Source organism: Cedecea selenatireducens (assembly GCF_042138895.1).
GTDB lineage: Bacteria > Pseudomonadota > Gammaproteobacteria > Enterobacterales > Enterobacteriaceae > Cedecea > Cedecea selenatireducens.
Genome location: NZ_JBHIKW010000007.1, coordinates 178,073 through 199,509, shown reverse-complemented (window position 1 = coordinate 199,509; position 21,437 = coordinate 178,073). Strand labels below are relative to the sequence as shown.

General features: G+C 56.0%; 21 protein-coding genes. 15 read left to right on the top strand and 6 right to left on the bottom strand.

Annotated features, from left to right (window positions below; translation table 11 throughout):
- Positions 1-106 precede the first annotated feature (106 nt).
- Entirely contained in the window at positions 107-250 is a 144-nt protein-coding gene (locus ACE38U_RS13745; protein WP_158399825.1) for a hypothetical protein, read from the top strand.
- On the opposite strand, the gene ACE38U_RS13740 is transcribed toward ACE38U_RS13745, so the two are convergent.
- Positions 222-1,253 carry an SDR family oxidoreductase gene (locus ACE38U_RS13740; protein WP_375529932.1) on the bottom strand — a complete coding sequence of 344 codons (1,032 nt, stop codon included), beginning with the start codon at positions 1,251-1,253 and terminating at the stop codon, positions 222-224. The genes ACE38U_RS13745 and ACE38U_RS13740 overlap by 29 nt on opposite strands.
- 81 nt (positions 1,254-1,334) lie before the next feature.
- On the opposite strand from ACE38U_RS13740, the gene ACE38U_RS13735 reads away from it, so the two are divergent.
- Entirely contained in the window at positions 1,335-2,300 is a 966-nt protein-coding gene (locus ACE38U_RS13735) for an AraC family transcriptional regulator (protein WP_375529931.1), read from the top strand.
- A 70-nt stretch (positions 2,301-2,370) separates the two neighbouring features.
- Here the strand turns inward: ACE38U_RS13735 and ACE38U_RS13730 are convergent, their stop codons facing one another.
- Together ACE38U_RS13730 and ACE38U_RS13725 are read right to left on the bottom strand one after the other, a co-directional pair.
- The gene (locus ACE38U_RS13730) at positions 2,371-6,450 is read right to left on the bottom strand and encodes an autotransporter outer membrane beta-barrel domain-containing protein (protein ID WP_375529930.1); all 4,080 of its coding nucleotides are present in this window, start codon (positions 6,448-6,450) and stop codon (positions 2,371-2,373) included.
- A gap of 592 nt (positions 6,451-7,042) precedes the next feature.
- A complete protein-coding gene (locus ACE38U_RS13725) occupies positions 7,043-7,654 on the bottom strand; it encodes a histidine phosphatase family protein (RefSeq protein WP_038479609.1) in 612 nt (203 codons plus the stop codon).
- A gap of 67 nt (positions 7,655-7,721) precedes the next feature.
- Between ACE38U_RS13725 and ACE38U_RS13720 the strand changes: the two genes are divergently transcribed.
- From ACE38U_RS13720 to ACE38U_RS13710, 3 genes are all read left to right on the top strand, one after another.
- The gene (locus tag ACE38U_RS13720) at positions 7,722-8,024 is read left to right on the top strand and encodes an ArsR/SmtB family transcription factor (protein ID WP_038479606.1); all 303 of its coding nucleotides are present in this window, start codon (positions 7,722-7,724) and stop codon (positions 8,022-8,024) included.
- Positions 8,025-8,032: 8 nt separating this feature from the next.
- Complete coding sequence (locus ACE38U_RS13715; protein WP_375529929.1) at positions 8,033-8,557, top strand: rhodanese family protein; 525 nt, start codon at positions 8,033-8,035, stop codon at positions 8,555-8,557.
- Between the two features lie 90 nt (positions 8,558-8,647).
- Positions 8,648-8,827 (top strand): GDFGVC terminal motif YodC-like protein, encoded by a 180-nt coding sequence (locus tag ACE38U_RS13710; protein ID WP_176983121.1) that lies wholly within the window; start codon positions 8,648-8,650, stop codon positions 8,825-8,827.
- A 113-nt stretch (positions 8,828-8,940) separates the two neighbouring features.
- Here the strand turns inward: ACE38U_RS13710 and ACE38U_RS13705 are convergent, their stop codons facing one another.
- On the bottom strand, positions 8,941-9,228 hold the full coding sequence (locus tag ACE38U_RS13705; RefSeq protein ID WP_038479596.1) for a DUF2623 family protein: 288 nt from the start codon (positions 9,226-9,228) through the stop codon (positions 8,941-8,943).
- A 351-nt stretch (positions 9,229-9,579) separates the two neighbouring features.
- Between ACE38U_RS13705 and ACE38U_RS13700 the strand changes: the two genes are divergently transcribed.
- Positions 9,580-10,035 (top strand): L-alanine exporter AlaE, encoded by a 456-nt coding sequence (locus ACE38U_RS13700; protein WP_038479593.1) that lies wholly within the window; start codon positions 9,580-9,582, stop codon positions 10,033-10,035.
- 44 nt (positions 10,036-10,079) lie between these two features.
- Here ACE38U_RS13700 and ACE38U_RS13695 read toward each other — a convergent pair whose 3' ends face one another.
- Entirely contained in the window at positions 10,080-10,424 is a 345-nt protein-coding gene (locus ACE38U_RS13695) for a DUF2002 family protein (protein WP_038479590.1), read from the bottom strand.
- 160 nt (positions 10,425-10,584) lie between these two features.
- On the opposite strand from ACE38U_RS13695, the gene ACE38U_RS13690 reads away from it, so the two are divergent.
- Complete coding sequence (locus ACE38U_RS13690) at positions 10,585-10,914, top strand: DUF883 family protein (RefSeq protein WP_038479586.1); 330 nt, start codon at positions 10,585-10,587, stop codon at positions 10,912-10,914.
- Between the two features lie 72 nt (positions 10,915-10,986).
- Here ACE38U_RS13690 and pdxR read toward each other — a convergent pair whose 3' ends face one another.
- Positions 10,987-12,363, bottom strand: a complete 1,377-nt coding sequence (gene pdxR, locus ACE38U_RS13685; protein ID WP_176983122.1) for a MocR-like pyridoxine biosynthesis transcription factor PdxR — start codon at positions 12,361-12,363, stop codon at positions 10,987-10,989.
- Between the two features lie 87 nt (positions 12,364-12,450).
- Here pdxR and ACE38U_RS13680 point away from each other — a divergent pair, with 87 nt between their 5' ends.
- From ACE38U_RS13680 to proW, 8 genes are all read left to right on the top strand, one after another.
- Positions 12,451-12,882, top strand: coding sequence for a carboxymuconolactone decarboxylase family protein (locus ACE38U_RS13680; protein ID WP_038479583.1), 432 nt, complete (start codon positions 12,451-12,453; stop codon positions 12,880-12,882).
- 1,010 nt (positions 12,883-13,892) lie between these two features.
- The gene (gene nrdH / locus ACE38U_RS13675) at positions 13,893-14,129 is read left to right on the top strand and encodes a glutaredoxin-like protein NrdH (RefSeq protein WP_038479580.1); all 237 of its coding nucleotides are present in this window, start codon (positions 13,893-13,895) and stop codon (positions 14,127-14,129) included.
- Entirely contained in the window at positions 14,126-14,536 is a 411-nt protein-coding gene (nrdI, locus tag ACE38U_RS13670; protein ID WP_008458227.1) for a class Ib ribonucleoside-diphosphate reductase assembly flavoprotein NrdI, read from the top strand. The genes nrdH and nrdI overlap by 4 nt, the downstream gene beginning before the upstream one ends.
- Positions 14,509-16,653 (top strand): class 1b ribonucleoside-diphosphate reductase subunit alpha, encoded by a 2,145-nt coding sequence (gene nrdE / locus ACE38U_RS13665; RefSeq protein WP_375529928.1) that lies wholly within the window; start codon positions 14,509-14,511, stop codon positions 16,651-16,653. Before nrdI ends, nrdE begins: the two co-directional genes overlap by 28 nt.
- A 34-nt stretch (positions 16,654-16,687) precedes the next feature.
- Complete coding sequence (gene nrdF, locus ACE38U_RS13660; RefSeq protein WP_038479574.1) at positions 16,688-17,650, top strand: class 1b ribonucleoside-diphosphate reductase subunit beta; 963 nt, start codon at positions 16,688-16,690, stop codon at positions 17,648-17,650.
- A 35-nt stretch (positions 17,651-17,685) separates the two neighbouring features.
- Positions 17,686-18,876 carry an alginate lyase family protein gene (locus ACE38U_RS13655; protein ID WP_375529927.1) on the top strand — a complete coding sequence of 397 codons (1,191 nt, stop codon included), beginning with the start codon at positions 17,686-17,688 and terminating at the stop codon, positions 18,874-18,876.
- A 255-nt stretch (positions 18,877-19,131) separates the two neighbouring features.
- Positions 19,132-20,331: a glycine betaine/L-proline ABC transporter ATP-binding protein ProV gene (proV, locus tag ACE38U_RS13650; protein WP_176981200.1), complete on the top strand. Its 1,200-nt coding sequence runs from the start codon at positions 19,132-19,134 to the stop codon at positions 20,329-20,331.
- On the top strand, positions 20,328-21,407 hold the full coding sequence (gene proW / locus ACE38U_RS13645) for a glycine betaine/L-proline ABC transporter permease ProW (protein WP_038479565.1): 1,080 nt from the start codon (positions 20,328-20,330) through the stop codon (positions 21,405-21,407). The genes proV and proW overlap by 4 nt, the downstream gene beginning before the upstream one ends.
- Positions 21,408-21,437: the final 30 nt, after the last annotated feature.

The following is a 21,437-nucleotide window of genomic DNA, read 5'->3' as shown; positions in this document are numbered from 1 at the left end:
CCATGAAAATTAACCTATTTGCAAAATATGCAAATAGGTTAATTTCGTTTGGCATGTGTGTAAATTGACCAGATTCAAATCCTCGAGACATCTTCAGAAATGACCGATGCCCGGCAGCGTGGGCGATATTCTGGCGACGCAGGGCGGAGAAGCCCTGATGAGGCAGGCGCTTTCAGATAGCCTTAGCGTGGCCACGGCTGAAGGCCACACGCTGCCAGGGTTTATTTCTCCAGTAAACCCAGGCGAATAAAGCTTTCGGCGGTGGCGACAATAGCCTCCTCCGGGGAGCGCGGCGCCCAGCCGAGCAGGTTTACCGCTTTCGCGTTGGTCACATTCATGTCCACCCCGAGCAGAGTCAGCGACCCTTTCATACCCGGATTTTTGTGCGCCGCCAGGCGCACCATCCAGTCGGGCAGCGCGAGGGTAGAAACTTTGCTGGCGGCTTCGCCGAGGTGTTTGCGCAGGATTTTCGCCACCTCAACCATCAGCAGACTGTGGCCGGAACTGGCAAGGAAGCGCTCTCCGTTGGCGGCAGGGTGCGTCATCGCCAGCCAGTGTAAATCGGCCACGTCGCGCACGTCCACAAAGCAAGAGTTGATGTTCGGGTTGCCCTTTTGCCCGTCCAGCATGTTTTTCACCAGCCGCGTGGAGTGGGAAAAATCAGGCCCTAATACCGGCCCCATCACCGCCACCGGGTTCACCGCCGAAAGCTCAAGCCCGCGCCCCTCTTTTTCGATAAACGCCCATGCCGCTTTTTCAGCCATCGTTTTCGACTTCTGATATGGCCAGACTTTACCGGAGACGTCGCTCCAGTCCGTTTCATCAAACGGGCGGCGATGGCTTGCCGGGTGCCCGACGCCTACGGCCCCGAAGGCAGAGGTAAGCACCACGCGCTTAACGCCCGCAAAGCTTGCGGCGCGGAGCACTCGCAGGTTGCCGTCCACCGCGGGTTTGATCCAGTCATCGTCGGTGGCGTGGTTGCCAGAAGGCGTCGGGGAAGCGCCGTGCATCACATAGCTACACCCGGCCATAGCATCTGCCCAGCCTTCATCCGCCATTAAATCAGCGACGAAAAAGGAGAGACGATCCCCCGGCTCGCAGCCGCCCTCTTTCAGGTTTTTGAGCACTTCTGCTTTGCGGTCAGCGGAACGCACGGTGGTGCGAACCTCATAGCCTTTCGCCAGCAGCGCGATAATGCAGTGTTGCGCGATAAATCCGGTGCCACCGGTAACCAATACGATGTCTTGCGTCATGCTTTCGTCCTCTGCGGCCTGGCAACCAGGCACAATGCGTTCATTTGCTGCACAGAATAAAGCCCGACCTCTGGATTTTGAATGCTTGAAAGTCCGTTATACTTGCGTGATAGTACGGCAATGCGCACCGATCCGTTTTCTGAAATCCTCAAGTTTGCCGACGCCGAGTCGCTGGTCACCGGCGGCTTTACCGCGGGCGGCGACTGGGCGCTTCACTTCCCCCCGCCGGACAAAATCAAGTTCTTCGCCATCGTCAAAGGCAGCTGCTGGGTGATGCTCGAAGGCCATCCGGAACCGATCCATTTTTGCACCGGCGACGTCGGCCTGCTGAATGCCAGGCGGGCGTTTATTGTCGCCAGCTCGCCGGAGATCAAGCCGGTCGATGCCATGAGCGTTTTTAAGGCCGGAGAGCGGAACTACGCCGCGCTGGGGGAAGGGAAAGAGTTTGAGTATATGGGCGGCCACGTCCTGCTGGACCCCAACCGCGGGCAAATGCTTACGCAGGTGCTGCCGCAGTGGATTCACATCCCGGCCGCATCCCCGCAGGCGGCGTCTTTCCGCTGGCTGCTCGATCAGCTGATTGCCGAAAGAGAAACGGCCCAGCCCGGCACCCAGCTCGCCTCCGCGCAGCTCTCGCAGCTGCTGTTTATTCAGATCCTGCGTGCCCATTTGCAAACCAGCAGTTCGCTTCCGGCAGGTTTACTGCGCGCACTGGGAGATGCCCGCCTTGCCCCGGCGCTGCAGCTTATCCACGCCAACCCGGCTCGGAACTGGCGTCTGGAAGATCTCGCCAAAGCCTGCGCCATGTCGCGCACCACATTTGCAGAGTATTTCCGTAACGTATCGGGTATTACGCCCGTGGCTTATCTGACCCAGTGGCGTATGCGGCTGGCGGAGAAAGCGTTGCGCGAGCAGGCAGACCAAATTGCCATGGTGGCCCAGTCCCTCGGTTACACCTCCGAAAGCGCCTTTAGCAACGCCTTTAAGCGCGAAACCGGGCTGTCGCCCAAAGCATGGCGTAACGCCGCCCGCAACACGGTAAGTTGAGAATAAAAAAACGCCGCACAGTGGCGGCGTTTGAGTGGCCGCAAACTTCACGGCCGGTTTATGCGGTTTATCAGAACCCGTATTTCACGCCAATCATTGCTGACGTGTCATGGTAGCCTTTATCGCCAATTTGCTGCGCGACGCCGCCCCACATATTGAGGTCATGGGAAATCTGCCCCTGCACGCCAAGCTTGAGCTGGCCGATGTTGCGGGCCCCCTCTTCATTGAGCTGCGTATCCCCCATTTTCACACCAAAGTTTTTGCTGTTATGCAGCCAGTCAGCCTCGACATAAGGTTTGAATTCACGCCCTTTGCCGTCGTCCTCTTTCCTGTGACCACGCAGGTACAGCCGCACGCCCAGACGAGACTGCAGGTTGCCCTGCCCGCTGTCCTGAATGCGAGTGCCGTTAACCTCGGTGTGATCAGGGCTGTGTACGCCCATCCAGGTCAGCTGCGCCTGAGGTTCAAGATAAACTGCCTGGCGCTCGCTTTCGCTAAGCAGCATGTTATAGCCACTTTCCAGCGACGCGGTGAAGCCCCGGCTCTTGTAGTCTTCGTTCGGCAAATCGTCACTGCTTACTCGGTTGTTAAACCAGTTGTACATCACCCAGCCATCGACATAGACGCCTTCGCGGGAGATGGCGTTCTGATACCAGGTACCGTATGCGCCGACGCTGTAGCCGTCCATCTCTGACTCAGAGCGATAGCCGGTCAGATTCGAACGTGAGTTGCCGCTAACGTTACCGTAACCGGCCATCAGGCCAGCGCCCCAGCGGTCGGTCTGATTGCTGGTGCCGTGTAAGAATTCGTTCCCCATCTGTGCAACATAGCGGTTAGCGCTGGAGCTTATCTGGCCTTCCCCGGTATGGAAGCGGTTTTGCCCGCCCTCCTGACGCAGCCAGAAAGTGCTGCGGGTCAGACCGTGCTCGTCCAGTGGAGCACGGTATTCGGTGGCCCCTTCACGATCGTCCAGCGTCAGGTTAAACAGCGTATTTGCCGCCGCCAGATTCACCAGGTAGCTGCCGACCTCAGGGCGATAAACCCGTACAGGATCTGGCTGCGTTGGCATAATCGGGGTAACCGGGATAACCGGCGGCTCCGGAGGCAGGTTGCTCATAGAGGTCAGGTACCAGTTCTGCCCCTTCTGCACCAGGCTGTAGTCCCATGCCCCGGCAACGATACGCCCGGACTGGGTAAACGCGCCCGCCGCGGAGTTCCCGTCAACGGTCACCACTTCAATGCCCTGCTCGGTTTGCGCCCCCTGGCCGCCAACGTTATTGACAGTCAGAACGGTTGAACCAGAAGTGCCACCATGGATAACCAGTTTGTCGGTCAACGAACTGTCGTCCCCCAGCACGGTGTTAACGTTCAGCTGGCTGTTGGCCCCGCCGATATAATCACCGCTAACATTAAGACGGTTGCCGGCAATGTTAGCGTTCCGGGAAAGATTAACGGTGCCGCTGTTATTCAGAGCGCCGTTCACGGTAAAGCTGGCTGCAGCATCGTTGTTCTGCAGCGGGCTGCCAACGGTTAAGCTGCTGCCGGTTTCCAGCGTGGCTGCGCCTATGCTGCCGGTCCCGGAAAGCTCGGTCAGGCTCCTGGCCGTCACGTCGCTGACCAGAGTTCCCGTGACATCCAGGCTCCCTTCCGCCAGCGTAGTGGTGCCTGTGTAGGTGCTGTCGCCGGCCATTGTCAGCGCGCCGCTGCCCAGTTTGGTCAGGCTGCCGCTGCCGGTTACGCCCTGGCTGATGGTCGTGTTAAATGCCTGGGTATCCAGCGTGCCGCCCGCGCTTTCCAGCGTGATGGCACGTTCTAAATCAAAGCTATTGCTCAACTGCAGCGTACCGCCGTCAAAAGTCAGCAGGCTGGCGGCAGAGCCCAGCGCGCCGTTTTCAGCGACCTGTAAGATACCTTCATACAAAGTCCATGGCGTTGTGGCAGCCGTGGTGTTGTTCAGCACCCAGGTGCTGGCACCCGTTTTATGGAAATGCTCGAAACCTTCATATTGAGCAGTATCGCCAATGCTGGCCGCATCAAACTGGCTGTCCGCCGCTCCGCCCAGGATAAGCGTATCGTCCCCGGCCGTGGCCTGCACGTTACCCAGCACGTTATAGCCGTCGCGCAGCTCCAGCGAGTTGGTCCCGCCGGTAAACAAAACGGCCTGAGAACGATTTTGCCCGTCGAAATCCATCCCGCCGCTAAGGGTACCGCTGTTGACGATGGTCATATTGCTACCGCTGATACCCACCCCGCCAACGCCCACGGCCCCTACGCCGTTATTGCCGCCCGCCGTACCCGGTTCGCCACCGTTGCCCCCGGATATCGTGCCGGTATTGACGACGCTACCACCGCCGGAGGTAATGTTGATCCCCGCGCCGCCTGCACCGCCGGCATCACCGCCACCGCCGCCGCCGCGATTGCCCGTCCCGCCCAGAATTGCACCGTTATTGACGACCATGCCGCCGGCACCAATCAGGACGCCGCTTCCGCCTTCGCCCCCGCTACCGCCGTGGCTGGCATTGCCACCGCTGCCGCCGCCGGTTCCCCCTAGCCCACCGGTGATACTGGCGCCGGTATCGTTGGTCAGCGTACCCTGGCCGTCAATGGACAGGCCGTTACCGCCTTTTGCCCCGGTCCCGCCGTCTGACGTTGGGCTGCTGCCGTTGGCGCCCGCGCCGCCGTTGCCGCCGACAAACGAGCCCTGGTTAGTGACGCTCCCGGCGCCAATAATGGAGACAGCATCACCCCCAGCGCCACCGACACCACCGCCGCCGGCAGAATCATCGCCGCCTTTACCGCCGGTCACTACGCCGGTGGATTCGTTAACAACATCGCCCCCGCCGTTGATTTCAATCCCAATACCGCCCGCACCAGAATCCCCCCCCTGCGAGGTACTTAAATTGCCGCTACCGCCACCGCGATTGCCGAGGCCGCCGGTTACTTCACCGAAGTTACTGACGCTGCCGCCGCCCTCAAGCGAGATCCCGCTGCCGCCTTTACCGCCATCGCCGCCGTCGCCACCGGTGAGATTATCCCCGCTGCTGTTGGAGTTACCGCCGCCGCCTGTCCCGGCGTTGCCGCCCACAATATGACCGCCTGCGCTGTTAATGACCTTGCCGCTGCCTTTGACGGTGATGCCGCTGCCGCCGTTGCCGCCCGCAGAACCATAACCTACGATGCCGGTTCCCTGGCCGGACTCAACGGCCCCGCCGTTACCGCCGTCGCCGCCGTCGCCGCCGTGGATATTACCGTTGTTAGTGATGGCGCTGGTGCCGCTCAGCAATACGCCGTTTCCGCCCTCTGCAGCTTCACCGCCTTTGCCGCCAAAACCGGTAACATCAGCGTTGTCTTTGGTGTCCGCGTTTGCCGCCAGGCCGCCCGTAGCACCACGCCCGCCGGTGATAGTTCCGTCGTTGGTGATATTGCCGCCCTGAGTCGACATGATGCCGTCGCCTCCGGCCCCACCGGCACCGCCGCTCCCGCCGTGTAATTCTTCGCCCGGCGTGGTTTGGCTGTTAGCCGTTGCGCTCCCGGTATTACCGCCGGTGCCCCCGTCGCCCCCGGTAATGGAGCCACTGTTGCTATAGCTGCCCGACCCGGTAATCAGAACGCCAGCCCCACCTTCACCACCATCGCCACCGCTGCCGCCGTTACCTGCATCGGCAACATCGGTGGCGTTGCTGCCGCCGTTGCCCCCGCGCCCACCATTACCGCCTTTGATGTCGCCGCTGTTGCTGCTCTGGTTATTGCCGCCGACAACTTCACCCGCTGAACCACCGCCGCCGCCGCCGCCGGCAGAACCGCTGCCGTTGGTGGCCGTGCCGTTAGGCTGCTGGCCTACGCCCCCGGTTGCGGTACCCGGTGGCAACGAATTATCCACGCCATCCACGCTCCCGGCGCCGCCATTTTCCCCCTGGCTACTGCCCTGCCCACGCTCACCGGCCCCCCCGGTACCACCGTTACCGCCGATGCCCGTTGTGGTGTCCATTGTGCCGCCACCGCCACCCTGAGCGCTGTCAGAAACGGTTGAAGGTGCGCCTGTCTGGCCGTCAGCGGCGAGCACATACTGTGGGGCGGTGCTTAACAACGCGGCGCCGATTGCGGTGGCAATCAAATGTCGCTTACCGGGGGTCTGTAATAAATGGGGCATTTCCGTCCTCTTTAACTCTGCGGAGTTATGTTGATTCGAAATATCAGAAACAGGCGCGCAACAATTTATTTAAAATTGCCTTAGGGTTTTAAAAGACGAGCGAAAACAACCATCAAATGAAAGCTGGGTTCATTTAAAAGTCACTCTCGTGTTAAAACAATGTAATTACAAAACACCCAAGCGGCGATAAAATTAACCTTTCACGGCTATTTCTTTCAGAGAAAAAATTCATTTCGGTGACTAATTTTAACACCATGAAAATAGCCTTAAGTGAAATTAAATTGTATTACAATTTGACCTGGCGCATGGAATGAATAATAAGGGGAATTTAGATGAGGATATAAACTGATATCTTCAGACCAAAAATACAACACAACTAATTGTTTTTGTTGGTGTTAAATAAAAACAAAACTTACAGAGATGAAATATTAAAAAACATGGATTTACAGACTAATCCTATTAGGGAATTAACCTTAATTTTATTTTTGAAAGTAAAAAATTAATTTTGTCATTGAAAAAAACACATGAAAAACCCTACTTCAGGTGCAACAAATAAGTCTTCAACAAGCTTAAACAGCATCAACAATCGCTTTCAGATATCACGTAAATGCGTCGCAACACCCCATTTAACCAATTGGATACATTCATCTTCGATATTCATGATGCTATAACTGCAGTTTTGATGACCATATTGTCTGAGATCGTCGGTAATTAAAGCACCTTTCAATTCCCAAATGGCAATCTCCAAAGCATGGCCGTGGCTCACAATAATAACGGTATCCTTCTGGTGATGTATATTTAGCGTTTTCAGGCAAGAAAACAGGCGATGACTCACGTTATTCAGGCTTTCACCCTGAGAACTAACCCGCAGAGGATCGCCCGATAGCAGGGCATCAAATAACTCAGGATGCTGTTTTTGCGCCTCCATCGCATTTATCCCCTGAAGCCGCCCAAAATCACGTTCTTGTAAACGTTCATCCACGCTTATCCGGCTGCCTAATTTGCTAGCCAGCACATTCGCTGTGCCCTGTGCACGCAGGGCTGGTGACGTGTAAATATGCGCGACGGTTAAATCGGCCAACGCGGCAGCCAGCGCAAAGCTTTGCCGGAGCCCCCGCGCCGTGAGTTGGCTGTCCAGCCTTCCCTGAATAATGCCTTGTTGATTCCCCTCACTTTCGCCATGCCGTACCAGAATTACCCGCATGCTCTTTCCTTTGTTGAAAATTTAATTTAGCATTTACTAAATTTAGAAAAATCTAAAATAAGGTACGATGAAACCAGACCTTTCTCAGCTTCAGTCCAGCGCGGATGAAGCAGCAAAACTACTGAAAGCCATGAGCAACCCGCGGCGTTTGCTGATTCTGTGCCTGCTGCTCGACTCCCCCGGCACCAGCGCCGGAGAACTGGCAGCTGCCGCAGGATTAAGCCCATCCGCGACCTCCCAACACCTGGCGAAAATGAAGGATGAAGGACTCATTGAGCACCAGCGTAACGCCCAGCGAGTGCTCTATTTCATCAAAGATAGCTCAGTGCGCGAGGTGATCGCGACGCTGAAAGCCATTTATTGCCCTTAAGGAACATCATGACCATACCAACCATCACGGCAGAAGAAGCGAAAAAGCTCATTGCCAGCGGAGCAGCGCTGATAGACATCCGCGAGCCGGATGAACATGCCCGCGAAAACATTCCTGAAGCGCATCTGTTGCCGCTCTCGGCGATTGAAAACGGCGCCCGACTGGGGCCACTGGACCCGCACGATGTGGTGATTTTCCACTGCCAGTCCGGGATGCGCTCCTCTCAGCATGCTCAAAAACTGGCTAAGCTTGCCGAACCGGCTCAGGTCATGTTGCTGGAAGGCGGGCTTGAGGCGTGGAAAAAAGGCGGGCAGGAAGTTCTGGCGGATAAAAGCCAGCCCATGCCCATCATGCGGCAGGTGCAGATCGTCGCAGGTTCGTTGATCCTGCTCGGTGTCGTACTGGGATACGCCATCAATCAAGGTTTTTTCCTGATTTCAGGCTTTGTGGGCGCAGGTTTACTGTTTGCCGGGATCAGCGGATTTTGCGGCATGGCGCGTTTACTCGCCTGGCTGCCGTGGAACCGCCGCTAGCGTATCCTGCTTTATCCGCCTCGATTTCTGATCTATGGTTATCTGGCGGCATAACCGCACTAAATTCCCTTAGCATTCAGAGGTTTTTCTATGTTTAAACCAGGTGATGTGGTTCAGCCAAACCAGGGCGGCCCTAAGCTGCAGGTCGTCGAGGTTCAGGGAGAGGATTTGATTTGCGTCCCGGCCTCAACCTTAGGCGCGGATAAACTGACGCTGAAAGCGGATTCTGTCTCGCTGTACAAGGAAGAAGGCGATTTCGGCGTTTGCTGAGCCATAAAAAAACGGCGTGAGGTTAATCACGCCGTTCTTATCAATAAAAGTGCCCCTATCCTTGTCGTCGCCATTCATAAACAACCGGGCACGGCGGCAATCCAGGCCAGCAATCAGTAGCCCTTCTCATAACCCGCAAAGAAACATCGAACCGCAACGTCCGCGTTGACCTCTTTCAGGAAGTCAGCCACCGACTCTTTATCCAGCTGATAGCGACGAGTCAGCACCCCGGCTTCCCAGGCTGCGCGCTGACGATCGCCGGTTTGCTCGGCCATATGGTGAGCAAAACCCAGCACGAAGCCGCGCTTGTAATCAGAACAAAAACGCTCAACGTTGACCGCGCTGTCGGCCTGCCGGGCTTTCATTCCGGCCATCAGGCCCTTACCAAAATGGTTATCCATCAGCGACTCCTCATCACTCGCTATATAAATAATTATATAACGATTTTAAACGTGATGGGTATCCCTAAAACCCAGGGTTTTTGGGGGATACTGTGCTTTTGGGCACGATTAATTCATCTCGTTGATAATAAATAGAAAAATAAAAAAGAGACCACAAAATCAGGAAATGCCAGCGGCAAAGTGTGTTTCATCGCACTTTATCGACAAAAAACCTATAAATAAAAATTTTTAGCTAATTGATGAAATCAATCCAGTAACATACCCTACGCAGGATAAATTACATGATTCATAACACTGCCAATCAGCCATAAAAGCAGCTCAACACACTGCTTTTAAATCGGAGTCAACATTATGTTTTCCCGTGAGTCACGCTTACGCCATGCAGCCGCAGATATTTTTGCGATGGTAGTGTATTGCTCGGTCGTGAACATGATGATTGAGATCTTCCTCTCAGGCATGACTTTCGAACAGTCACTCTCTTCTCGCCTGGTCGCCGTGCCGGTTAATATTCTTATCGCCTGGCCATACGGCTTCTACCGCGATGCCTTTATGCGTGCGGCTCGTCGTATCACCCCGGCAAGCTGGGCGAAAAACCTGGCTGACGTGCTGGCCTACGTAACCTTCCAGTCCCCGGTCTATGTGGTGATTTTATGGAGCGTAGGCGCGGACTGGCACCAGATTGTGGCTGCCGTGACGTCGAACCTGCTGGTGTCGATGATGATGGGTGCCGCTTACGGCTACTTTTTAGATTTTTGCCGCCGCCTGTTTCGCGTCAGCGGCCAGATAGGCGTGAAGGCGGGAGCCTGAGTCCCGGTTTGCAAGGGCGACTGGCCTGAAAGCCAGTCGTTCACTTATTCAGTCTCGCCAAATAACCCTGCCAGATACCTTTCCAGCGCAATACGGGAGCTGAAACCGTGCGGAATGCCATAGTGTTCGTGCGTTTCACCGGCCAGATAGAGCGGGAACTGCTGATAATGATCGCAGGTCTTCATTTCTGAAGCCGGATCGGCCAGCGACTGGCTACGCTCTCTCAGGGTAGGATGAATAATCAGGGCGGTGCGCCCCATGCGTGCTTCGCGGTTCACATACACGTAATTCTCGCCACGACGATAGCCGTAGGTTTTTGCTGTTACCACATCCATGGTAAAACCCGATTTCTCAAGAACTCGGGCCACCTCGTCCGGTCGTAAATACATAGATTTTCCTCGTCATCATTTACTGCATCGCAACCATACATTAAGCAGCATCGGCAACGCTTTCGGAATTGTCCAGAAAGCCCGGCAATAGCCGTGAGCCGCCCCATAACTAAAATCCATGGTCTACACTTAGCCTTACATCTTAGAAAGGGAGACAACAATGGCTAGCCGAGCAAACAGAAATAACGTTGACGATCAGGTAGACGAAATCAATAACGATGTCAGCCAGCTTGCGGATACGCTGGAAGATGTACTGAAGTCCTTCGGTAGCGATGCGAAAGATGAAGTTGATGCCGCACGTAAAAAAGCCGAAGCCCTTCTGAAAGAGACCCGTGCGCGTATTAACGGCAACCAGGGTCGCGTTAAGCAGGCCGCACGTGATGCCGTAGGCTGCGCCGATTCCTATGTCCGTGACAAACCCTGGCAGAGCGTGGGTATTGGCGCGGCGGTGGGTATTTTCCTTGGGGCTTTGCTGGTGTCACGCCGCTAACCCCTGAGTGTTTAACAGTCGATAAATGAGACTAAATGCGTGTTACAACCCCGGTGCTTTTCGCCGGGGTTTTTACGTTATGGCCAGCCGCAGCCGTAACGCATAGCGCTGTGCAAGTTCATACGAGCTGATGTTGGTAAAGCTCAGCAGTAAACCGCCCCGCCCGGCATGTTCTATTCGCCAGCGGCTAAGCGCCTGGACCGCAAGCCCCGCGGCTCTCGCTTTGCCTTCCACGGCCAGGTCATCACCTTCGACTTCCATGACCATCTGAATGCCGCCTTCCTGCGGCACAACCGCAAACCCTTGCGCACGCAGCGCCTCCTCGAGCCATAGCCGACGCTCGGCGTAGCACTGACGCATTTTTTTTAGGTGCCGCCAGAAATGCCCCTCCCGCAAGAAATCAGCAATGGCCTGCTGGATAAGGACTGGTGCAGTACAAGGCTGCCTGCGAGCCTGCCGCTGAAAATCTTCCACCGCATGGGGAGGTACCACCAGCCATGCCACACGGAGCGCGGGAAACATCGACTTGCTGAAAGTCCCCGCGTAAATAACGCGCTGCGGGCTGTCCAGGCTTTTGAGCGGCGGCAGCGGTTTACCGTGGTAGCGAAATTCGCTGTCGTAGTCATCCTCAATAATCCAGCTCTGCTCGCGGCTGGCCCATTCCAATAAAGCGTGTCGGCGCGGCAGAGAGAGCGCAACGCCCGATGGGCTTTGGTGTGCGGGCGTCAAAAGCGCAAAACGGGCATCGGAAAAGTGGCGTAAACCGTAATCCACCTGCATCCCTTCACCATCGACAGGGATAGCACGGACCTGCATTCCAGCCTTCGCAAAGTCGGGGCGGACGAAGCGGTAGCCCGGATCTTCCAGCCAGATGCCATCCCCCGGTCGCGCAAGCGTAGAGAGCACCAGGGCTAATCCAGCCTGGAAGCCTGAGGTGACAAAAATTTGCTCCGGCTGGCAGTCGATGCTGCGTGAAAAGCGCAGGTAATCTGCAATCGCCTGCTTAAGTGAGGCTTCACCGCCGGGTTCAGGAAGCATCAGGTCAAAGCGAGTTTGCTGGCGCAGGCGCCGCCCCATAAGCCTTGCCCAAATGGCACGGGGGAAAAGATCCAGCGCCGGAAGCCCCATCTGGAAAGGTCTGGGTGCGCCCTGCGGCCTGGCGGCTGAGACGTTTTCGCCTCCGCCATCGCTTTTCACCGACGGGCTAACGAAGGTGCCGGCTTGCCCGCGTCGCTCCAGCCAGCCCTGGGCAACCAGGTCGCCATACGCATTTTCAACCGTGGCTCTGGCAACGCCCAGCTCCAGCGCCAAAGTCCGGCTGGAAGGCAGGCGGCTCCCCGCCGTCAGCTCGCCGCTGTTTATCGCCTGCTTTAGCTGGCGCGCAATCTGCTGATAGCGCGGCTGAGTGTGGTGAGATGCAACAACCGGCGGGACTGGCTTCTGTTTCATGGTCTGGTTTATTAGTTAACTTATGGCTCTCTTTGATAGTCCATCATAGTGGTAAATTTGCCTCACACCAACCTGAGGAGCCACACCATGATCGAATTACGTCAGCCTTACTATGAACTTTCCCCCAACGTGATCAAACCGATGCGGCAGGCGCTGCAGGGCCTGGAAAACGGCCCGCTAAGCAACGAGCTGATCGAGCTGGTTTTCCTGCGCGTTTCGCAGATTAATGGCTGCGCCTACTGCCTGGAGATGCATTCTAAAGCGCTGCGTAAATCCGGCGTTGAGCAGGTGAAGCTGGATTCACTGGCGGGCTGGAAGGTAAGCCATCAGTTTACGGAGAAAGAGCGTGCGGCTCTGGCCTGGGCAGAAGCCATTACCCTGATTGCCGACAGCAACGCCGAAGACGATGTTTATCAGCCGCTGCTGCAATTTTTCAGCGCCGAGGAGATTGTCGATTTGACGCTGGCGGCCAGCATGATGAATGCGTTTAACCGCGTTGCGGTTGGGATGCGGCAATAAGCGGGTTGTGTTTCACTCTGTGGAGGACGTTTCTGGTAAGAGTCCTCCCTTGAAGCCGCTCATAGGAAGACTTCTGTTAATCCGTATTTTTTCCGTTCACCCGTAGATCAATTTTCTTTACACGTTCAGAGCACGGTGAACGTGCCAGGGAGATTACGCCATCTCCCTGGCAACCCTGGCGCCCGGCAAGCTCATCGCCGCTGAAGCGGTAAACCCACCGGCTATCACCCAAACAGTCGGGGTCGCTCGCGATTCGTTCCCGACGATCGCTCTCTTTCGCTGTTCCCGACAGCTCAACCCCGCCTGAGTTGGGTCATAACCGGGGGCGATGAGAGCCGGGGACAAATCTTCCCCTCACCCCAGCCCTCTCCCCAAAGGGGCGAGGGAGAAAACAACAGCTATGGGAAACATTGTTTATTCCCTCTCCCTTCCAGGGAGAGGGTTAGGGTGAGGGTAGGAAGCGACTGTGACTTTCAGAATTGCTGCGGGTTTAAAGCGAGGCTCGGTTCCGGCTTAAATCGCCTCCGTTTTCTCTCCGACTGGCCAGGGTCCGGACGTCGGGAGCGGCCGGAGGCTGAGAGCGTCGGGAACGCATCTCAGCCGACCCAGGACTGGGAGATAAAACGGAGGTTTACCGCTTTAGCGGTCGATTTATTTGGCCGGGAGTCCGGGGTCTCGGGGGAATGACGGTGATTCTCCCGAGACGTTCACCGGTACGGTGGCTGCATATAAAACAGAGCTGAAAGTGAACGGAATATCCGCCGTTAGTTCATATACAAAGCCTGGTTATGATGAAAAAGCAGCTTTCAAGCACCAGAAAAGACGCTAGATAAAACTCTCCACCTCGCTTCCCCTACACTTTTCAACCCCCTACGAAACTCATCAAAAACGCTATATGTTGCGTGGTTGCAAATTATTAAATCAACATCTAGTATTTCTCTCAGTAAGAACACACCACCCGTCGGGCAGCAAACTGCGGCGTTCCATTATTCTAAAGGGAAATACGAATCATGCGCATTACTATTTACACTAAAGATGATTGTGTTCAGTGCCATGCCACAAAACGGGCAATGGAGAGCCGCGGTTTTGCCTTCGAGATGATCAATCTCGACCTCAATCCGGAAGCGGCAGATGACCTGCGAGCCAAAGGATTTCGCCAGCTGCCGGTGGTGGTCACCGAAGCGGAAAGCTGGAGCGGTTTTCGCCCGGATATGATCAATCGCCTCTGCGTTGCCGCCAGCGTATGAGCACCCTCGTCTACTTCTCCAGCGAGTCGGAAAACACCCTGCGTTTTATCGAACGCCTTGGGTTGCCCGCCTTGCGCATCCCCCTGGAGGTAAAAGCGCGCCTGGAAGTGACGGAACCCTACATTTTAATCGTGCCCAGCTACGGCGGCGGCGGCATTGCCGGAGCGGTACCGCCTCAGGTGATCCGCTTTCTGAACAACCCGAACAATCGCGCGCTGATCCGCGGCGTGATTGCCAGCGGCAACCGCAGCTTTGGCGAAGGGTTTTGCCGGGCCGGGGACGTCATTTCACAAAAATGCCAGGTGCCCTACCTCTACCGTTTTGAGCTATTGGGCACCCCGCAAGACATCGACAACGTGCGTAAGGGAGTAAGCGAATTTTGGCAACGACAGAAGCAGTCCGTTTAGCGACGGAAAGCGTGGACTACCACGCGCTCAACGCCATGCTCAACCTCTATGACAAAGAGGGAAATATCCAGTTTGATAAAGACAAACAGGCCGTAGCCAGCTTCTTCGAGCAGCATGTGCTGCCGCGCACCGTCAGCTTCCCCAACCTGCAGGCAAAGCTGGATTACCTGGTTACCGAGCAGTATTACGACGAAGCCGTGCTGACCCGCTACTCCCGCCAGTTCGTCCTTGAGCTGTTTGACCGCGCCCACGGCAGCGGCTTCCAGTTTCAGACCTTTTTAGGCGCGTGGAAGTACTACACCAGCTACACCCTGAAGACCTGGGACGGGAAACAGTATCTGGAACATTTTCCGGATCGCGTTTGCATGGTAGCGCTGACTCTCGCTCAGGGGGACGAGCCACTCGCCGCACGCCTGATGGACGAGATGCTAAGCGGCCGTTTTCAGCCCGCCACGCCGACCTTCCTCAACTGCGGTAAAAAGCAGCGGGGAGAGCTGGTTTCCTGTTTCCTGCTGCGCATCGAAGACAATATGGAGTCGATTGGCCGCGCGGTTAACTCTGCGCTTCAGCTTTCCAAGCGCGGCGGCGGCGTAGCGTTCCTGCTCTCCAACCTGCGTGAATCTGGTGCGCCCATCAAACGCATTGAAAACCAGTCATCAGGCGTGATCCCGGTAATGAAAATGCTGGAAGACGCGTTTTCCTACGCCAATCAGCTTGGCGCTCGCCAGGGCGCAGGCGCGGTTTACCTCAACGCTCACCACCCGGATATTCTGCGCTTCCTGGATACCAAGCGGGAAAACGCCGACGAAAAGATCCGCATTAAAACGCTGTCGCTTGGCGTCACGATCCCGGATATCACCTTCCAGCTCGCCAAAACCAATCAGCAGATGGCGCTGTTTTCGCCTTATGACGTAGAGCGAATCTACGGCAAGCCGTTTGGCGACATCAGCGTCAACGATCTTTATCAGCAAATGGTGGACGACGACCGCATCCGTAAAAGCTGGATTAACGCCCGTGATTTCTTCCAGACGCTGGCGGAGATCCAGTTTGAGTCAGGCTACCCGTACATCATGTTTGAGGACACGGTCAACCGGGCGAACCCAATTGCCGGGCGTATCAACATGAGCAACCTGTGCTCGGAAATTTTGCAGGTGAACAGCGCCTCGAGCTATGACGAAAACCTCGATTACGCGCAGATTGGCAAAGATATCTCCTGCAACCTCGGCTCGCTGAACATCGCCCATACCATGGACTCACCGGATTTTGGCCGCACGATAGACACGGCCATTCGCGGCCTGACGGCGGTGTCGGACATGAGCCACATTCGCTCGGTGCCATCGATTGAGGTGGGTAATGCAGCCTCCCACGCCATTGGCCTGGGGCAAATGAATCTGCACGGCTATCTGGCGCGTGAAGGTATCGCCTATGGCTCTCCTGAAGGGCTGGATTTCACCAATATCTATTTTTACACCATCACCTGGCACGCGCTTCGTGCTTCCAACGCATTAGCCCGTGAGCGGAACCAGCGTTTTGCAGGCTTTGAACAATCGCGCTATGCCAGCGGCGAATACTTCTGCCAGTACCTGGAGCAAACGTGGGAGCCGAAAACGGAGAAAGTCCGTGCGTTATTTGCCCAGGCGGGCATCGCCATTCCGGGGCGTGAGCAATGGCAGCAGCTCTGCGACGACGTGCGCGAATACGGCCTGTACAACCAGAACCTGCAGGCTATCCCGCCGACGGGATCTATCTCTTATATCAACCACGCAACCTCGAGCATTCACCCGATTGTGTCCAGGATTGAGATCCGTAAAGAGGGCAAAACCGGACGCGTGTACTACCCCGCGCCGTTTATGACCAACGACAATCTTGAGTTTTATCAGGACGCCTACGACATCGGCCCGGAAAAAATCATCGACACCTACGCTGAGGCCACCCGACACGTTGACCAGGGGCTTTCGCTGACGCTGTTCTTCCGCGATACCGCCACCACCCGCGACATTAATAAAGCGCAAATTTATGCCTGGAAGAAAGGCATTAAGACGCTCTATTACATTCGTCTGCGGCAGCTTGCGCTGGAAGGCACCGAGGTGCAGGGCTGCGTGTCCTGCGCGCTATAACGCGAAGTACCACGCGAAAGTACAAGGAAAGAAAATGACGCAACTGACGCGCGTAAGCGCCATCAACTGGAACAAAATCGAGGACGAGAAAGACCTCGAGGTCTGGAACCGCCTGACCAGCAACTTCTGGCTGCCGGAGAAGGTGCCGCTCTCTAACGACATTCCGGCCTGGCAATCGCTCAGCGACCAGGAGCAGCAGCTCGTTATCCGTGTGTTTACCGGGCTGACGCTGCTGGACACGATTCAGAATACCGTAGGCGCCCCCGCGCTAATGGCCGATTCACTGACCCCACACGAAGAGGCGGTAATGTCGAATATCAGCTTTATGGAGGCGGTGCACGCCCGCTCCTACAGTTCGATATTTTCCACGCTCTGCCAGACCAAAGACGTGGACGCCGCCTACGACTGGAGCGAGCAAAACGACGCCCTGCAGCGTAAAGCCGCGATTATTCTGGGCCATTACCGGGACAACGATCCGCTGAAAAAGAAAATTGCCAGCGTGTTCCTCGAATCCTTCCTGTTTTACTCCGGCTTCTGGCTGCCGATGTATTACTCCAGCCGTGGCAAGCTGACTAATACTGCCGATCTCATCCGGCTCATCATTCGCGACGAGGCGGTACACGGCTATTACATCGGCTATAAGTACCAGAAAGCGCTGGCCCAGCAGAGTGTGGAACGCCAGACCGAGCTGCAAAATTTTGCCCTCGATTTGCTGATGGATCTCTACGATAACGAGCTGGCGTACAGCGAAACGCTCTACCGCGAGCTGGGCTGGGAAGACGAGGTGAAAGCATTTCTGAGCTACAACGCCAACAAGGCGCTGATGAACCTGGGTTACCAGGCGCTGTTCCCGGCTGAAATGGCGGAAGTTAACCCGGCCATCCTCGCCGCGCTGTCGCCGAATGCCGATGAGAACCATGATTTCTTCTCCGGCTCGGGCTCTTCTTACGTGATGGGCAAAGCGGTGGAAACCGAGGACGAGGACTGGGATTTCTAGTAGTCTGGCCGCTGAGCTTTTTTGCGAGGTGGCCTATGTCGTTATTTCGTTGTTCTCTTTTCGCGCTGCTTTGCGGCAGCGCACCGTTAGCCTTTAGCGCGCCGCTGCTGCTGGATATGGCACAGCTGGCGCACAGTAAGCAAGAAATCAGCCAGCAAAACCCGGCTCTGATGCCCGCCTGGCAAGCCCTCAAACATAAAGCCGACCAGGCGCTTATTCATCCGCTCTACAGCATCACCCAAAAAAGCCCCGGATCTCCGGCGGGCGATCCTCATGAATATTACAGCTTTTCGGACTACTGGTGGCCTGACCCAAAAGCCCCCGACGGCCTGCCGTGGGTGCGAAAAGATGGCCAGATAAACCCTGCTGCAGTCGGCAAGCAAAGCGACAAAGCCCGGCTAAACGGCATGACCAACGACGTCTGGAATCTGGCGCTGGCCTGGCAGCTTTCCGGCAACGCGGCGTATGCGGCAAAAGCCCGCCAGCAGTTGGTGAACTGGTTTATCACGCCGGAAACCCGGATGACGCCGAATCTCGCTAACGCCCAGAGCATTCCGGGGCGAAAAGGCGTGCGCGGTACCGGCATTCTCGACGGGCGTGGCTTTGTGCGGCTGATCGACGCCATTGAACTGCTGCAAGACGGCGGCCAGCTGGACGAAAAAACCTGGAACGGGCTCAGGCAATGGTATCGCGATTATTATCAGTGGCTGACCACCAGCGAAAACGGCAGGAAAGAGGCCGCCGCTGAAAATAACCACGGTACCTGGTATGACGTTCAGGCCGCCGCCATTGCCCTGTGGCTGGGGGATAAAGACGCGGCAAAACAGCGTTTGATTTCTGCCACTCAGCGTATTCCGGTTCAGTTTGACGCCAAAGGCGTGCCGGTGACGGAAATTGAGCGCACGCGCTCCTGGCATTACAGCAACTTTATTCTGGATGCCTGGAACCCGTTAGGGCTGTTGGGTGAAAAGGTTGGGGTCAACGTCTGGCAGGCGAAAAGCGGCGAGCACAGCCTGCAAAATGGCTACCTGTATATCGCCGGGTTTGTCGATAGCCAGACTCCGTGGCCTTACCCCAATATGGAGCCGTTCAAGCCTGATGAAGCGCTGGAAAATATTGTCACTGCCGCACATGCCTGGCGGGAAAATAATACCTTACAGGACAAGGCAAAATGGCTGCTAAATCGAAATAAAACCGCCGTTATAAACTTAATATCAAAACCGTAATATTCCCGTCATTTCAGCCTGAATGCATCCCATTCAGGCTGAATATTCCCCACATTGACAAAAAATATCTCACCACATTAATCCACGCTCAGCCCAGCGTTCATGGGAAATTTCTCCCATATTCAAGGGATAGATATTTTCATATCACAAAACCGAGGGTTGCCTCAGATTCTTAGTATGTTAGGGTATATACAGGTCAATATTTCCACCAGGAAACATCTATAAATAAATCAAATACAGGAAGCCGTATATTGCATGGCAATTAAATTAGAAGTGAAGAATTTATATAAGGTATTTGGCGAACATCCACAGCGCGCATTCAAATACATAGAGAAAGGCATTTCCAAGAGTGAATTACTGGAAAAAACGGGTCTGTCGCTTGGCGTAAAAGACGCCAGTCTGGCCATTGAAGAAGGCGAGATTTTTGTCATCATGGGGTTATCCGGCTCAGGGAAATCCACCATGGTTCGCCTTCTCAATCGCCTGATTGAACCCACCCGCGGACAGGTACTGATTGACGGCATCGACATTGCCAAAATATCGGAATCTGAACTCCGTGAGGTGCGCAAAAATAAGATCTCAATGGTCTTCCAGTCATTTGCTCTGATGCCACACATGACGGTATTAAATAATACCGCATTCGGCATGGAACTCGCAGGAATGCCGGTCAAAGAACGCCAGGAAAAAGCGCTGGATGCCCTGCGTCAGGTCGGACTGGAGAATTACGCGAACGCGTATCCCGATGAGCTTTCCGGCGGCATGCGCCAGCGTGTTGGTTTAGCCCGTGCGCTGGCTATTAATCCCGATATATTACTGATGGATGAAGCCTTTTCGGCACTCGATCCGCTAATTCGAACTGAAATGCAGGACGAATTAATTAAGCTGCAGGCGAAACACCAGCGCACTATCGTTTTTATTTCCCACGATCTCGATGAAGCCATGCGCATTGGCGACCGCATTGCCATTATGCAGGGCGGTGAAGTGGTGCAGGTCGGCACACCGGATGAAATTCTGAATAATCCGGCTAACGACTATGTGCGCACCTTCTTCCGCGGCGTGGACATCAGCCAGGTCTTTAGCGCCAAAGATATTGCCCGCCGTAGCCCGGCTGGCCTGCTGCGTAAAACCACAGGCTTTGGGCCACGCTCGGCGCTTAAGCTGCTGCAGGATGATGACCGCGAATATGGCTATGTCATTGAACGTGGGCAGAAATTCCTCGGTATCGTCTCTACCGATTCGCTGAAAGCGGCACTGGCTGCGGGCGAGGGACTGGACAATGCGTACCTGGCTTCCCCGGAGGCGGTTTCCGCCGAAACCTCACTGAGCGATCTGCTCTCTCATGTCGGCCAGGCCCCGTGTGCGGTGCCGGTAGTCAGTGAAGAGGGGCAGTACGTGGGCATCATCTCAAAAGGGGTGCTGCTTCAGGCATTAGATCGTGAGGGGGCAAATCAATGAGTGACGCAACTAATCCATGGGATAACGGCAGCGCGGCGACCGACGCCGCAACCAATCAGGCCGCAAGCTCTGCAGACGCATGGGGCGCTCCGGCGTCGGATGCAGCCACCAGCGGGGGTGCCGACTGGCTGAACTCCGCCCCGGCAGCGGCACCAGAGCATTTTAATATTCTCGATCCGTTCCACAAAACGCTGATCCCGCTCGACAGTTGGGTGACGCAGGGGATCGACTGGGTGGTGATCCACTTCCGCCCTGTGTTCCAGGGCATTCGCGTGCCGGTGGATTACATTCTTAGCGGCTTCCAGCAGCTGCTGTTAGGTATGCCTGCGCCGGTGGCGATTATCGTCTTCGCGCTGATCGCCTGGCAGATGTCCAGCCTCGGGATGGGCGTCGCGACGCTGATTTCCCTGATTGCCATTGGCGCGATTGGCGCGTGGTCTCAGGCGATGGTTACCCTGGCGCTGGTGCTTACCGCCCTGCTGTTCTGTATGGTCATCGGCCTGCCGCTTGGGATCTGGCTGGCGCGTAGCGAACGGGCGGCGAAGATTATTCGCCCGCTGCTGGATGCGATGCAGACCACCCCGGCGTTCGTTTACCTGGTGCCTATCGTAATGCTGTTCGGCATCGGTAACGTGCCGGGCGTAGTGGTGACGATTATCTTCGCCCTGCCGCCGATTGTGCGCCTGACTATCCTCGGGATTAAGCAGGTGCCGGCAGATTTGGTCGAGGCCACACGTTCGTTCGGCGCCAGCCCGCGCCAGATGCTGTTCAAAGTCCAGCTCCCGCTGGCAATGCCGACCATTATGGCCGGGGTTAACCAGACGCTGATGCTGGCGCTGTCGATGGTGGTTATCGCCTCGATGATCGCCGTTGGCGGCCTGGGTCAAATGGTTCTGCGCGGTATTGGCCGTCTCGATATGGGCCTGGCAACGGTCGGTGGCGTGGGGATTGTTATCCTTGCCATTATTCTCGACCGCCTGACCCAGTCTATAGGGCGCGACTCCCGCTCCCGTGGCAACCGCCGCTGGTACACCACCGGCCCGCTGGGTCTCCTGACTCGTCCCTTCATTAAATAAGCCTGGCGGCGGCCTCGGGTCGCCCCTCGC

Bases quoted from the DNA above. Each gene is read 5' to 3' on its own strand.
- ACE38U_RS13745 (WP_158399825.1), top strand. From the start codon at position 107: ATGCCCGGCAGCGTGGGCGATATTCTGGCGACGCAGGGCGGAGAAGCC.
- ACE38U_RS13740 (WP_375529932.1), bottom strand. From the start codon at position 1,253: ATGACGCAAGACATCGTATTGGTTACCGGTGGCACCGGATTTATCGCG.
- ACE38U_RS13735 (WP_375529931.1), top strand. From the start codon at position 1,335: ATGCTTGAAAGTCCGTTATACTTGCGTGATAGTACGGCAATGCGCACC.
- ACE38U_RS13730 (WP_375529930.1), bottom strand. From the start codon at position 6,450: ATGCCCCATTTATTACAGACCCCCGGTAAGCGACATTTGATTGCCACC.
- ACE38U_RS13725 (WP_038479609.1), bottom strand. From the start codon at position 7,654: ATGCGGGTAATTCTGGTACGGCATGGCGAAAGTGAGGGGAATCAACAA.
- ACE38U_RS13720 (WP_038479606.1), top strand. From the start codon at position 7,722: ATGAAACCAGACCTTTCTCAGCTTCAGTCCAGCGCGGATGAAGCAGCA.
- ACE38U_RS13715 (WP_375529929.1), top strand. From the start codon at position 8,033: ATGACCATACCAACCATCACGGCAGAAGAAGCGAAAAAGCTCATTGCC.
- ACE38U_RS13710 (WP_176983121.1), top strand. From the start codon at position 8,648: ATGTTTAAACCAGGTGATGTGGTTCAGCCAAACCAGGGCGGCCCTAAG.
- ACE38U_RS13705 (WP_038479596.1), bottom strand. From the start codon at position 9,228: ATGGATAACCATTTTGGTAAGGGCCTGATGGCCGGAATGAAAGCCCGG.
- ACE38U_RS13700 (WP_038479593.1), top strand. From the start codon at position 9,580: ATGTTTTCCCGTGAGTCACGCTTACGCCATGCAGCCGCAGATATTTTT.
- ACE38U_RS13695 (WP_038479590.1), bottom strand. From the start codon at position 10,424: ATGTATTTACGACCGGACGAGGTGGCCCGAGTTCTTGAGAAATCGGGT.
- ACE38U_RS13690 (WP_038479586.1), top strand. From the start codon at position 10,585: ATGGCTAGCCGAGCAAACAGAAATAACGTTGACGATCAGGTAGACGAA.
- pdxR (WP_176983122.1), bottom strand. From the start codon at position 12,363: ATGAAACAGAAGCCAGTCCCGCCGGTTGTTGCATCTCACCACACTCAG.
- ACE38U_RS13680 (WP_038479583.1), top strand. From the start codon at position 12,451: ATGATCGAATTACGTCAGCCTTACTATGAACTTTCCCCCAACGTGATC.
- nrdH (WP_038479580.1), top strand. From the start codon at position 13,893: ATGCGCATTACTATTTACACTAAAGATGATTGTGTTCAGTGCCATGCC.
- nrdI (WP_008458227.1), top strand. From the start codon at position 14,126: ATGAGCACCCTCGTCTACTTCTCCAGCGAGTCGGAAAACACCCTGCGT.
- nrdF (WP_038479574.1), top strand. From the start codon at position 16,688: ATGACGCAACTGACGCGCGTAAGCGCCATCAACTGGAACAAAATCGAG.
- ACE38U_RS13655 (WP_375529927.1), top strand. From the start codon at position 17,686: ATGTCGTTATTTCGTTGTTCTCTTTTCGCGCTGCTTTGCGGCAGCGCA.
- proV (WP_176981200.1), top strand. From the start codon at position 19,132: ATGGCAATTAAATTAGAAGTGAAGAATTTATATAAGGTATTTGGCGAA.
- proW (WP_038479565.1), top strand. From the start codon at position 20,328: ATGAGTGACGCAACTAATCCATGGGATAACGGCAGCGCGGCGACCGAC.